The sequence below is a fragment of the Lactobacillus sp. B4026 genome, assembly GCF_026535825.1.
GTDB classification, from domain to species: Bacteria; Bacillota; Bacilli; order Lactobacillales; family Lactobacillaceae; genus Lactobacillus; species Lactobacillus panisapium.
On record NZ_JAFNPD010000002.1, the window covers coordinates 253,489 to 266,771 of the forward strand.

Annotated in this window: 13 protein-coding genes and 1 other RNA gene; 12 read left to right on the forward strand and 2 right to left on the reverse strand. The window is 37.3% G+C overall.

Annotated features, from left to right (window positions below; all coding sequences use genetic code 11):
- Nucleotides 1-7 precede the first annotated feature (7 nt).
- The 3 genes from asnS (at nt 8) to nth (ending at nt 2,652) form a co-directional block, all read left to right on the forward strand.
- A complete protein-coding gene (gene asnS / locus J3U69_RS03110) occupies nt 8-1,306 on the forward strand; it encodes an asparagine--tRNA ligase (RefSeq protein WP_267413002.1) in 1,299 nt (432 codons plus the stop codon).
- 77 nt (nt 1,307-1,383) lie between these two features.
- A complete protein-coding gene (locus J3U69_RS03115; protein WP_220221145.1) occupies nt 1,384-2,025 on the forward strand; it encodes a DnaD domain protein in 642 nt (213 codons plus the stop codon).
- Nucleotides 2,026-2,652: an endonuclease III gene (nth, locus tag J3U69_RS03120; protein WP_103751627.1), complete on the forward strand. Its 627-nt coding sequence runs from the start codon at nt 2,026-2,028 to the stop codon at nt 2,650-2,652.
- Nucleotides 2,653-2,711: 59 nt separating this feature from the next.
- Here nth and J3U69_RS03125 read toward each other — a convergent pair whose 3' ends face one another.
- A complete protein-coding gene (locus tag J3U69_RS03125; RefSeq protein WP_267413003.1) occupies nt 2,712-5,057 on the reverse strand; it encodes a transglycosylase domain-containing protein in 2,346 nt (781 codons plus the stop codon).
- Nucleotides 5,047-5,679, reverse strand: coding sequence for a Holliday junction resolvase RecU (recU, locus tag J3U69_RS03130; RefSeq protein ID WP_220221143.1), 633 nt, complete (start codon nt 5,677-5,679; stop codon nt 5,047-5,049). The genes J3U69_RS03125 and recU overlap by 11 nt, the downstream gene beginning before the upstream one ends.
- Nucleotides 5,680-5,748: 69 nt before the next feature.
- Here recU and J3U69_RS03135 point away from each other — a divergent pair, with 69 nt between their 5' ends.
- The 9 genes from J3U69_RS03135 to J3U69_RS03175 all read left to right on the forward strand — a co-directional run bounded on the left by J3U69_RS03135 (nt 5,749) and on the right by J3U69_RS03175 (nt 13,281).
- Entirely contained in the window at nt 5,749-6,318 is a 570-nt protein-coding gene (locus J3U69_RS03135) for a DUF1273 domain-containing protein (RefSeq protein ID WP_220221142.1), read from the forward strand.
- Between the two features lie 95 nt (nt 6,319-6,413).
- The gene (locus tag J3U69_RS03140) at nt 6,414-6,848 is read left to right on the forward strand and encodes a DivIVA domain-containing protein (protein ID WP_103751624.1); all 435 of its coding nucleotides are present in this window, start codon (nt 6,414-6,416) and stop codon (nt 6,846-6,848) included.
- Between the two features lie 26 nt (nt 6,849-6,874).
- Nucleotides 6,875-7,245, forward strand: an RNA gene (rnpB, locus tag J3U69_RS03145) — RNase P RNA component class B.
- A gap of 68 nt (nt 7,246-7,313) precedes the next feature.
- Complete coding sequence (locus tag J3U69_RS03150; RefSeq protein ID WP_220221141.1) at nt 7,314-8,438, forward strand: THUMP domain-containing class I SAM-dependent RNA methyltransferase; 1,125 nt, start codon at nt 7,314-7,316, stop codon at nt 8,436-8,438.
- Nucleotides 8,435-9,664, forward strand: coding sequence for a metallophosphoesterase family protein (locus J3U69_RS03155; protein WP_267413004.1), 1,230 nt, complete (start codon nt 8,435-8,437; stop codon nt 9,662-9,664). The genes J3U69_RS03150 and J3U69_RS03155 overlap by 4 nt, the downstream gene beginning before the upstream one ends.
- A gap of 13 nt (nt 9,665-9,677) precedes the next feature.
- Nucleotides 9,678-10,016: an acyltransferase gene (locus J3U69_RS03160; protein ID WP_103751621.1), complete on the forward strand. Its 339-nt coding sequence runs from the start codon at nt 9,678-9,680 to the stop codon at nt 10,014-10,016.
- A 214-nt stretch (nt 10,017-10,230) separates the two neighbouring features.
- Nucleotides 10,231-11,907, forward strand: coding sequence for a formate--tetrahydrofolate ligase (locus J3U69_RS03165; protein ID WP_267385323.1), 1,677 nt, complete (start codon nt 10,231-10,233; stop codon nt 11,905-11,907).
- A gap of 8 nt (nt 11,908-11,915) precedes the next feature.
- On the forward strand, nt 11,916-12,380 hold the full coding sequence (gene lspA, locus J3U69_RS03170; protein WP_103751619.1) for a signal peptidase II: 465 nt from the start codon (nt 11,916-11,918) through the stop codon (nt 12,378-12,380).
- Nucleotides 12,373-13,281 carry an RluA family pseudouridine synthase gene (locus J3U69_RS03175; RefSeq protein ID WP_267413005.1) on the forward strand — a complete coding sequence of 303 codons (909 nt, stop codon included), beginning with the start codon at nt 12,373-12,375 and terminating at the stop codon, nt 13,279-13,281. The genes lspA and J3U69_RS03175 overlap by 8 nt, the downstream gene beginning before the upstream one ends.
- Nucleotides 13,282-13,283 lie beyond the last annotated feature (2 nt).

Here is a 13,283-nt window from a genome sequence, read left to right on the forward strand (position 1 = left end):
AAAGTTTATGACAAAATTAATTTCAATTAGAGATTGTTCAAAGCATGTTGATGAAGAAGTTCAAATGCATGTTTGGCTGACTGATAAACGGTCAAGTGGAAAAATCGTATTTTTACAGTTACGTGATGGAACTGCATTTTTCCAAGGAATAGTTAGAAAAAATGATGTTACAGATGAAGTTTTTGAAGCAGCAAAATCATTGCATCAAGAAGCTAGCTTTTACATCACAGGAACTGTTCACCAAGATGATCGTTCTCATTTCGGCTATGAAATTCAAATTTCTGATTTAAAGGTTGTCACTAATAATGAAGGCTACCCAATCGGGAATAAAGAACACGGAATTGAATTCTTGCTTGATCACCGGCACTTATGGTTGCGTAGCAGAAGACCATTTGCAATCATGCGCATTAGAAACACCATCTTTAAGGCAACAGTTGATTTCTTTGAAAACGAGGGCTTCGTTAAATTTGATGCTCCAATTTTCATGCATTCAGCTCCTGAAGGTACCACGGAGCTATTCCATACCGAATACTTTGGTGGTGATGCTTATTTATCACAATCTGGTCAGCTTTATGGTGAAGTAGGCGCTGAAGCCTTTGGTAAGATTTTCACTTTCGGTCCTACTTTTAGAGCAGAAGAATCTAAGACAAGACGGCATCTTACTGAATTTTGGATGATGGAACCTGAAATGGCCTGGATGCACCAAGATGAGTCTTTGGATATTCAAGAACGCTTTTTATCATACGTTGTTAAACAAGTCTTGGAAAACTGCGATTACGAATTAGAATTACTCGGCCGTGATAAGGAAAAACTGCGGCCTGCTGCAGAAGGCAACTATACCCATTTATCTTATGATGATGCGGTTAAAATGCTTCAAGAAGATGGCAGAGATTTCAAGTGGGGCGATGATTTTGGTGCTCCAGACGAAGCATTCATTTCTGAAAAATTTGATCGTCCATTTTTCATTGTTAATTACCCAACGGCAATTAAGCCATTCTACATGAAGAAAAATCCAGATAACCCTAAGGAATATTTATGTGCCGATGTTTTGGCTCCAGAGGGCTATGGTGAAATTATGGGTGGTTCTGAACGTGAAAGTGACTACGACACTCTGAAAGAGCAAATTAAAGAAGCCGGTCTTAAAGAAGAAAATTATGATTGGTATCTTGACTTACGTAAATATGGTAGTGTTCCTCACTCAGGCTTTGGTATGGGCTTTGAGCGTGTAATTGCTTGGATTTGCAAATTAGATCACGTTCGCGAAGCTATTCCATTCCCAAGAATGATTAACCGGGTTAAGCCATAAATTTGCATTAACTAAATAATTAAAAAAGTTGAACTAAAATATTTTAGTTCAACTTTTTTAAAGGAGAGAAAATTATCATGCATTACAATGATTACCGAACTCTTGGATTTACAACCTTTTCCAATGGTTTATTAGCTTATTATCCGCAACTTAAAATTAGTGACTCTGAAATAATCTTAATTATGCAACTTGAATTATTTGCTCAAAAAGGTGAGAATTTTCCCTCTAACGAACAGATCGCTGCTAACACTAATTTTTCTTCAGCCGAAATTGCTGATATTATTCAGCGCCTAATTGAAAAAAATTACTTGGCAATTGACCAAGTCACTGATAAGAAGGGCCGGATTGGCAATCAATTTAATCTGGACCAATTATATATAAAACTCGATGAGTTGTTAGCCAAGAATGTTTTGCCTAATGCTGAAGAAGGAGTAACTGAAAGCAGCTCTTCAACTGTTGATAATAGTCCGTTAAACCAGTTAATGCGGCAATTTGAAATTGAATTTGGCCGTTATCTTAGTCCAATCGAACGAGAAGAGGTTGCTGCTTGGTTGAATGTTGATCATTATGATCCGGAAATTATCAAGTTGGCGTTAAGAGAGGCTGTTTTGTCGCAAGCATATAGTTTAAAGTATGTTGACCGCGTGCTTCTTAACTGGCAGCGGCACAACCTAAAAACAACAAGTGAAGTGCAAAAATTTTTACAAAGGAACCGTTAAATGCCTGAAAAATTATTAAGTACAGCAGAAGCAAGAAAAGTCTTGCGTGCCATAAACGAGATGTACCCTGATGCAAAAAGTGAATTGATTTGGGATAATAAATTTCATTTACTTTGCGCCGTGTTAATGAGTGCTCAAACGACTGATAAAATGGTTAACAGAATCATGCCGAAATTTATTGCGGATTATCCAGATCCAAGCTCTTTAGCGCAAGCATCAATTACCGATATTGAGCACCATATTTCAAAAATTGGCCTCTATCATTCTAAAGCCAAGCACTTAAAAGAAACCGCCCAAATTTTGGTGGACAAATTTGCTGGTCAGATTCCTGAAGATAAGAAAACGTTAGTGACATTGCCCGGAGTGGGCGAGAAGACTGCAAATGTAGTTTTAGCTGACGGTTTTGGTGTACCGGCTATTGCTGTTGATACACATGTTTCCCGAATCTCAAAAAGATTTCATATCGTACCGCAAAATGCCAAGCCACTGGAAATTGAAAAACGACTAGAAGAAATATTACCAAAAAGTGAGTGGATCCACACTCATCACGCAATGATTTTATTTGGTCGTTATTCTATGACAGCAAGAGATAAAGAAGATCCATATTCATATTTGAAAAAACAATAACACCGCATACAAAAATGCCATAGCTGTAAATTAGCTATGGCATTTTTATTTTTTAATTATTAATGATCATGTTCGCCGTCATTTGCTGGATTGCTATTGCCTTCATGATTATCAGAATTTTCGTTTGAATTTGAATGAGAGCTGTCATTATCATGATTATTTGGTTTATTTTCCGGTGAATTATTACCATTATTTGTCTGATCACGATCATGACCAGTATCATTTTTATTTTCATCAGACTGTGATTCAGTTGGTCTCTTTTTACGGGTAATAGTTCTGTTTTGCTCGTTATAATTACTCTGAGTTGAATTGCTGCCAGTCTGTTCCTCAGAACTATCATAATCACTACTATCATCAACAATTCCCGCTGGAGCATGCCCACGAACAAACAGTTGCCATTCACCAGTTGAAGAAACAACAGGAGGATTAGAATTTTTAATTATTCTAGCTCTAATGACTGAATCTGGTTTTTGCCAATCAACATTTTCTTTATTACTCATAAGATAGGACATCATATTTTTATAAAGCAATTGAGCAGATTGCTGGCCAATACCAGAAATAGTTCCATCCTTTAAGTTATCATAGCCTGTCCAAACTCCCATCGAGTAGCTCTGTGTATAGCCTACAAACCAAGAATCTTTAGGCGTTGCGCCATAACCAGGGTAACGAGCTAATTCTTGGTCGGAGTATTTAACAGAACCGGTTTTACCGGCGTGGTACAAACCTCTGATTTGCGCGTTGGTTCCAGAACCATGCTTGATAACGCCCTTTAACATATCAGTGATCATATAAGCGGTAGCTTTGCTCATTACCCGAATTCCTTCGGAATCATAGTTTCTCACTAAACCGTCAGGTGTTTCAATTTTGGAAACAAATTGTGGTTTGTGGTAAATCCCCATTGTAGCAAAGGCACCATATGCACCTGCCATTTGTAAGCTCGATGCGTCTGCGCCAATACCCACAGATAGACCTGCAGTCTTTGGCACATTAATATCCATTTGCCGGGCAAACTTAGAAGCACGTCTAATGCCGACCTCTTTTAGAGTTTTAACAGCCGGAACATTTCTAGACTGCTCTAATGCGTGCCGCATAGTCATTTGGCCTTCATACTTATTATCCCAATCATAAAGTTGGATACTAGTTCCAGGGTAGTAATATTTACTGTCATCCAGTACTTTAGCAGTTGACCAGTTTAAATATTCAATAGCTGGACCATAATCAAGAACGGGTTTTATTGAAGAACCGGTAGAGCGACTAGTTTGAACTGCTCGATCAAGACCTAATTGAACCGTTGACGGAATATGCCGGCCACCAATTATTGCTACAACATGGCCATTGCTTGGATCTACTACCGTAGCACCCACCTGCATAGTATCGCTGGTAAATGGTACTTGACCATTATTTGCTAATTCATAAAGCTTTCTTTGGGCTTTTTGATTAATGTTTAATGTAATCTTTAAATTGTCACGGTAGGGGTCAAAGCCCTTATTTTTAACTTCTTGGACTGCTTCCTTGATATAAGGATCATCAATTTTTCGAATATTTGACTGGTTCTTTTGTTGATGTGGCTTTAGGCCCTTTTTGATGCTTTCTTTTCGTGCTTGATTGTACTGGGCTTTAGTAATTTTTTTATTATCAAGCATAGCCTGCAAGACAATGTCACGCCGATATTTGGCATATTTAGGATAAACGTATGGGTTATAAATCGTTGGTCTGTTAGGCATCCCAGCCAACAGTGCAGTTTGTGATAGATCTAATTCGCCAATTTTCTTACCATAATAATAGTTAGCAGCCGTGCCGATACCATAATTACCGTAATTCATGTAAACCTTATTAATATAAAATTCCAGAATTTCATCATGGGTATATTCACGTTGAACTCGCATTGCTAGCCAAGCTTCTTGTGCTTTTCTCCTTAAGGTTCTCTGTGATGCATCAGTGGAGAACACACTAAGTTTAACGAGTTGCTGCGTAATCGTTGAACCACCCGCAGAAATACTTTGACTTTTAGCATTGCTTAACATGGAACCGACAATTCTGATTGGGTCAATTCCCAATTTATCCTTGTAAAAGCGCTTGTCTTCGACAGAGACGATTGCATCTTTTAACAGTTGCATGTCTGTACTATCTTTAGCATAGATTCTTTTTTCTGAACCAAGAGATAATAAAAACTTGCCGTTTGGGGTATAAAAGGCGGTAGAACCACCACTTTCAAGACTAGCCCTACTAATATTAGGCGCATCCTTAGCATAATATGCAAAAAGACCAACACCGGAAAGCAATAATAGAAAAATAGCCATCAAGAGCAATTTAACTACACGGTGCCACCTTGGTTTAGGTAAATTTTCGCGGTAATCTTTTCGTGATTCGCGTCCATTGTTTGAATTATAATTTCTATTTGCCATTATTCAATTTCCTATCTGCGATAAAATGATCTACAGCTTTTAAATAAGGTAAGGTAGGTTGAAAGCCGCTTTTAATTTCAATTGACCATTTTTCAACTTCTTTTAACGTGACCGAGCTTTTGTCCTTGTCCCACCAAGCCTCAATAATTTTACTTGCTGGTGTAACGAAGTACCTATTTAAAACCGTGAAACCAATAATGGTAAAACAAATTCCTTTTTGTTTCAAGCACTGTTCTAAGTGAATAATCTGGTGCTCATGAAAATTTTTTAACGGAAAATTTGTTTTATTTTTAGTTTCTTTAGCCTCAAAGTCTAAATAATAACCCTGATACACTCCATTATAGTCCGTTGTCGATTCTTGGCGAAAATAAGCTTCTTTAATAACTGCTCGTGATCTTTTCGGGTAATCTACCTTAACAATTTGGATTGGTGTTGGTTTTTTATGTACTACCGCAATCTCTTTAATGCGATAAAATTTATTTGATTCGTTAATCATCTGCTCAAGATTCATTCCCCGATCAGAAAAATTAACATTTTCACGATGTGTGTACTTTTTCCTGATTTTTGGTTCTTCAGCAGCTTTACGATATGCGGCAGAACTACCGCTTGGATATTTGACCATCAATCTCACTCCTGTTAGCATTATAGCAATAAAGGAAAAGTTTTTGAACAAGGAGCTATCTCTTTCAATATGCAACGACTATGGGTTACTGGGTACCGCAATTATGAACTGAACACTTTTGGTGAAAAAGATCCTAAAATAAAAATCATCAAGTTTGTAATAGAAAAACGTTTAACAGAAATGTTAGAGGATGGACAACTCGATTGGGTAATCACCGGGGCAAATCTTGGCGTTGAACAGTGGGCTAGTGAGGTTGCCGTTGAATTAAGGCAAAAATACCCCTTAAGAGTTTCAATGATTATTCCTTATGAGGAATTTGCATCTAGGTGGAACGAAAATAACCAAGCTAAATTTTTAAGCCTTAAAAATCAGGTCGACTTTTTTGCTGCAACTTCAAATAAGCCTTATCAAAGCCCTGTGCAATTAAGGAATTATCAAAATTTTATGTTGATGCACACTGACAGCGCATTAATGGTTTATGATTTAGAAAGTCCTGGCAAACCTAAGTTTGATTATAATTTAATCAAAAAATACCAGGAAGCCAATAATTATCCACTAGAATTAATTGATTTTTATGATCTTCAAGATGCTGCTGAGGAATACCAGTCTGAACAGGAAGGAAATACCTTTGACGAATAATTTCTAAAGCTTTTTCTAAACTTATCTTTTCTGTTTTAAGAACCGGTGCTTTTTGCTAGAATAAACTAGGGAATTATAAAGGAGTTGTCATCATTATGGCAGATTTAAAAGACATTAAACTATCCACGCAGGATATATTAAAAAAACAATTTAGAACCAAGGTTAAAGGCATTGATCCAGACGAAGTTGATGCTTTTTTGGACCAGGTGATTGCCGATTATGATACTTTTGAACAAATTATTGAGGATTTATACGGCCAAATTGGCAAATTACAAGGCCAATTAATGGACGATCAACACAAGCAAAGTGCTGTTCAATTGCAAAAGACTAGGAGAATAACCCCAGTTAATACTGAAGAAACAGTAAAGACATACACTCCTAGCCAAGGCCGCGACAACACATTCAGCTCACTGAACAGTGATTCACAAACTGAAAGTTCAACGAACATGGCAATAATTCAACGCATTTCAACTCTGGAACGCAAGGTCTATAATCTAGAACAACGAGTTTATGGGTTACAAAAGGACTAAGCTCTGGTATAATTTTTAATGGTGCAAATTTTGAGCAGTCGCGGTTTGGTCTATTATTGACTGAGCTGAGGAAAGTCCACGCACGCACAGGCTGCGAAGCTTGTAGTGTTCGTATTTAGCCCAATAAGCTAAAGAATTGGTTACAATTACGGCGAAAAAAGTGCTAAGTCATTTTTTGATATGCATGATTATTCTGAAAAGTGCCACAGTGACGAAGCTTGAGCGGAAACGCTCTTGGTGGAACGAGGTAAACCCTGCGAGCGTGCAACCCAAATTTGGTGGGGGCGTCTCAACCTAGGGAATTGAACTAAAGGTTGGATTGCTATTAATAGCAAAGATAGATGGCTGCTAAAGGTAATTTGGCCAAAATTACTGGAACAGAACGTGGCTTATAAAAATTTGCACTGGCAGCGTTGAGCTTTTCAAAGGGCTCAACGCTTTTTTTAAAGAATGAAAGAAGTAATAATGAAGCAATATCAACTATATACGACAATGGGAGCAGGCTTTGAGAGCGTTGTTGCCAAAGAATTACAATCGTTAGGTTACCAAACACAGACAGAAAACGGTCGGGTCTTTTTTAAAGGCGATCAGGCAGATATTGTTAAAACCAATCTCTGGCTTAGAACTGCTGATCGGGTAAAAATTTTACTTAAAGAATTCCGAGCATTAGATTTCGATACTCTTTACAATCAAGTATATGATATTGATTGGGCAGAACTTTTACCTGTTGATGCCAAATTCCCAGTTCAGGGAAGGGCAGTTCGATCTAAATTACATTCAGAACCAGGCATACAGTCAATTGTCAAAAAAGCAATTGTCAATAAGATGTCAGATCAATACCATCGCCGTGGATTTTTACCGGAAAGTGGTAATGAGTATCCGCTAGATATTCATATTTATAAAGATGTTGCGCGAATTTCTCTTGACACTACTGGTGCCAGTTTATTTAAACGGGGATACCGAATTGAGCATGGTGGTGCACCGCTAAAAGAAAATTTTGGTGCTTCCTTAATTAAACTGACACCTTATGATGGTAGTCATCCGTTAATTGATCCAATGACTGGTTCCGGAACTTTGGCAATTGAAGCCGCATTAATTGGCAGAAATATTGCGCCAGGTTCTTGGCGTAAATTTGCTTTTGATGGCTTTGATTGGTTTGATCAATCTTTGCATGAGGAAGCTGTAGAAGAAGCGCGCACGCAAGTAAAACCACTTGAGCAACCAATTTGGGCTTGTGATATTGATCAGTCAATTTTAGAAATTGCTAAATTAAATGCCAATAATGCTGGCGTTTTGCAAGACATTTATTTTAAACAGGTCGCTGTAAAAGATTTTGCTACTGATTTGAAAAATGGTGTGATTATTGCAAATCCACCTTATGGTAAGCGATTAAAAGAAAAGAAATCCGCTGAAGAGTTATACCAGCAGATGGGCGAGGCCTTGCTCAAATATGATGACTTTAGTCAATATTATTTAGTCGGTGATCCCCTTTTTGAAGAATTTTTTGGTAAAAAAGCGACCAAAAAACGGAAGCTGTTTAACGGCAATTTGCGGGTTGATTTCTATCAATATTGGGCAAAGAAAAAATGATTACTGACAAGTTAAACACTGAATTTTGGATTATTACTGACACTCATTTGATTGCAGATTGTCTCCATGATGATAAAACGGCCTTTCAAGAAATTCAAAAAACCAGTCAAGGTAAAGACCTGGCCTACCAAGAAATAGCGCTTAGTGCCTTTTGCCAATTGGTTAATGATAAAAAGCCAGCCGCAATCATTGTGACAGGTGACGTCACTTTTAACGGTGAATTATTGTCAGCCAAAAAATTCCAAGAAATATTTAGTGCTTTAACTGCAACGAAATTACTTGTCATTCCGGGCAATCATGATATTTATGATGGATGGGCACGGATTTTCAAAGAAGAACAGCAGCTTTATACCGAGCAGATTAGTCCAACCGATTGGAAAAGGATTTTTAGTTCATCTTATGAATGTGCACTCAGTCAAGACCATTATTCTCTTGGCTATAGTGTCCAGCTTAATCCGCAATACTTATTGTTACTTTTAGATTCCAATATTTACGGCAAGCGTGAAGCAATCGGTGCTCCTCCGACCGAAGGACAAATTAGCGAAGAGCAAATTGTTTGGTTAGAAAAACAGCTAACTTATGCAAAAAAGCATCATTTGCGACCGCTACTTTTTATGCATCACAATCTTTATGTTCATAATCCAGCAGTTAATCGTGGCTTTGTGTTAAATAATGCACCTTTACTGCGACAACTATGTAAAGATTATGAAATTAAAGCAGCCTTTTCTGGGCATATTCATGCACAAAATATCGTTGGTCCGCAAGACAGAACACCAACGACTGAAATCGTAACTTCAAGCTTTTGCTCTTACGACCAAGCATATGGCATTGTTAAGCTGGACCCAACTTCTTTAACTTATCAGCGACAGACATTTGACATGACGCCGTATTTAAGCGCTGAACAGCGCCAGAATCCGTTACTAACTAATTTTCACCAATATTTAAAAAATATTCAGCTACGTAATCTCAGTACGAATTCAAAGCAGAAAGATTCTTTGGCTAATCAAAAATCATCTAGACTGAACAAAATAAATCAATTGTTCATTGAAATGAATTATAACTACTTTACCGGACACAACCATCTTAGTGAAAAGCAGCTACATGATTTATATGCTTCGCCTGAATTTAAAGCATTGGTGGCCGATCATCCCCGTTTTAGTAAATATTTAAAAACTCTTTATGATACGACCGATCACAGTAATTTATCTGTCAAACTTAATTATTAATTGAGAAGGTTTTATGAAAAAAAAGCATTTTATGATCTTAGGTAGAGTAGGCTTAATTTATTACAGTTGGCTATTAGTGGTGCTTTTTCTCTGCTTAATTTTCGCTTATGAGAGTACAAAAGCTATTAATTGGCCCGCAATTATCACAGGAATACTTTTCTTTTTACTGGTGTTATACACCTACTTCAATTCTTATTGGCAAAATAATTGCTTAAAGTTACCATTTAAGCGAAAAATTAATGAAAACAAGCAACCTCAACTGATTAGCCGTTTCAACTGGTTAACAATTTATCAAGTTAAGGTAACTGAATTAGAAAAATACCTATTATTGCGCATCGAAAAACAAAATTAAACAACAATTATTTATTAGTGTCGATTAATTCTATATTGAAACTAAAATTTGTCACCAGATATTCTATAAAAAAGTATTTATGGGGAAAAATTTGGTATAATTGAACCTGATTAATAAAAAGGTGGGACCTAAATTCTAATATGAAAAGGCAAATAACTAAAATGACAATATAAAATTATTCATTAACTAAATTAAATAGAAAGAGGCATGCGCAATGAAAACAGATATTCAAATTGCACAAGAAGCTCACGCATTACCTATCAAAGAAATTGCAGCAAAAGTTGGTTTAAGCGAAAATGACCTTGAACCTTACGGTTTTGATAAGGCCAAAATCAATTGGCAAGCTATTAACAAGACAATGGCTAACGGTCATTTGGGCAAGTTGATTTTAGTGACATCTATTTCCCCAACACCAGCAGGTGAGGGTAAATCCACCATGACTATTGGTCTGGGGGACGCTATCAATAATCAATTGCATCAAAAAACCATGATTGCTTTGCGCGAGCCCTCAATGGGACCTGTATTTGGACTTAAAGGCGGCGCTACTGGCGGAGGCCAAGCGCAAGTAATTCCAATGGAAGATATCAATTTACATTTTACAGGTGACATGCATGCACTGACTGCCGCTATTGATACTTTAGCAGCTTTGGTTGATAACTATATCTACCAGGGTAATGAAATTGGACTTGATCCAAATCGTATTGTGCTAAAGCGCGGAATTGATGTTAACGACCGCAGTTTGCGCAATATTACTGTTGGCCAAGGATCAAAGTTTAACGGTGTTGAACACCAATCAAGCTTTGCAATTACAGTAGCAAATGAATTAATGGCTATTTTATGTTTAGCCACTGATATTGATGATCTTAAAAAGCGAATTGGCTTAATGTTAGTTGGCTACACTAAAGATGATCAACCAGTTTTCGTTAAGGACTTGAAATTCGAAGGCGCGATTGCGGCCTTATTATCAAATGCTTTGAAGCCTAACTTAGTTCAAACAATTGAACACACACCAGCCTTAGTTCATGGTGGTCCTTTTGCCAATATTGCTCACGGTGCCAATACAGTTATGGCTACCAACTTAGCATTGCATCTTAGTGATTACACGTTGACAGAAGCCGGTTTTGGTAGCGATTTAGGCGGTCAGAAATTTATGGATTTTGTTTCTAAGCACTTAGAACGAAAGCCTGATGCGAGTGTAGTAGTCGCTACTGTCCGTGCCTTGAAGTATCAAGCTGAAGGTACAACTGATCATTTAGATGAAGAAAATCTTGCTGCTTTACGTACTGGATTTAAAAATCTTGAACAGCATATGAATAATATGCGCAATTATCATGTACCTGTAATTGTTTTGATCAACCACTTCACCACCGATACACCAGCAGAATTAGCTTTGCTGCAGAAACTGGTCAAAGAGCAGGGAATTGATGCAATTGTCGTTGATTACCATGAGCAAGGTTCAAAGGGTGGCGTTGAGGCTGCCAAAGCAGTAGTCGATCTTGCTAATTCTGGTCAAGCTCAGTTAGAAACAACATACAGCGAAAGTGATCCGGTTAAGACTAAGATTGAGAAAGTCGCTAAAAAGATCTATCACGCTAAAGACGTTGAATACAGCGATAAGGCCGAAAAAGATATTCAAGAACTAGAGAAAATTGGTAAAGATAAATTACCTGTTATTATTGCCAAAACGCAATACTCATTTACTGACAATCAAAAGCTTTTAGGTGCACCAACTGATTTCACCTTGCATGTTAAGGGTGCAAGTTTAAAGAACGGTGCTGGGTTCATTGTAATTACGACTGGTCATGTTTTAGACATGCCGGGTTTACCAAAACATCCCGCTGCTCTTGATATTGACGTTGATAATAACGGAAAAATAAGTGGTTTATTCTAAAAATATTTATGCAATTTTTATACTTAATTATTCCTATAATTGTTGTTTGTTTAGATCAAGGCTTAAAATTTTTCATTGCCAATAACTATGCCCTTGGAGAGGTTCACCAGATTATTCCGGGTATCTTATCTTTTAATTATCTTCAAAATGAGGGTGCCGCTTGGAATATTTTGCCTGGACAAATGTGGCTATTTTACATTATTAGTGTAGTAGCTATTTTGGTTTGTCTCTATTACCTTTTTAGACACCAAAAGCAGGGTAAGCTTTTTGATGTTGGTATTAGCATGGTTTTAGGGGGTATTCTCGGTAACTTGATTGATCGGATCCATTTAAAATATGTGATCGATATGATCCAAGTTGATTTTATTCATTTTAATATTTTTAACGTGGCTGATTCTGCAATTACTATCGGAATTATCCTAGTATTTATCTACCTAATCTTTTTCGATGAAAGTGATGAAGAACATGACTGAAAATTATCTTTTACAGGTAAAAAATGAGAACACGAGGCTGGATAAATTTATTGCAGAGAAAATCAGTTCTTTATCACGTACACGAATTAAAGAACTGATTAAGGAAAAGCACGTTTTGGTTAATGACAAAAAAGAGAAAACTTCTTATCAGGTTCATGAGGGCGATGAAATCAAAGTCACTGTTCCAGCACTGAAGCCACTTTCTGTTGAACCAGAGAATATTCCACTTGCAATTGTCTATGAAGATGATGACGTAATTGTGGTTAATAAGCCTCAAGGAATGGTCGTTCACCCTTCAGTAGGTCATCCCGACCATACACTAGTCAACGCGCTTTTATATCATACCAAGGATTTAGCAGCTAGCCCCGAGGGTTTTCGTCCGGGGATCGTTCACCGCATTGATAAGGATACTTCTGGCTTGTTAATGATTGCTAAAAATGCCAATGCACGTACAAGTTTGGAGCAACAATTGGCAAATAAAAGTAATAAACGCCTATATCTTGCAATTGTTCATGGTAATTTTACCGAAAATTCCGGTCTAATTGATGCCCCGATTGGGCGAGACCATTATAACCGTAAAAAAATGGCAGTAGTTGAAAACGGCAAAGACGCTATAACCCATTTCAAGGTTTTAGAACAGTTTAACGGCTACAGCTTAATTCAATGTCAGCTTGAAACAGGTCGAACTCATCAAATTAGAGTCCATTTAGCTTACATTGGGCATCCCGTCGCTGGCGATCCATTGTACGGACCACAGCACACATTGAAGGGGCACGGGCAATTTTTACATGCACAGGTTTTAGGCTTTACGCAACCGGCATCGCAAAAATGGCTTGAATTTTCGATTGATCCACCACAAATTTTTGAACAGCGATTATCTGAACTAAGAGAAACTAAGTGATG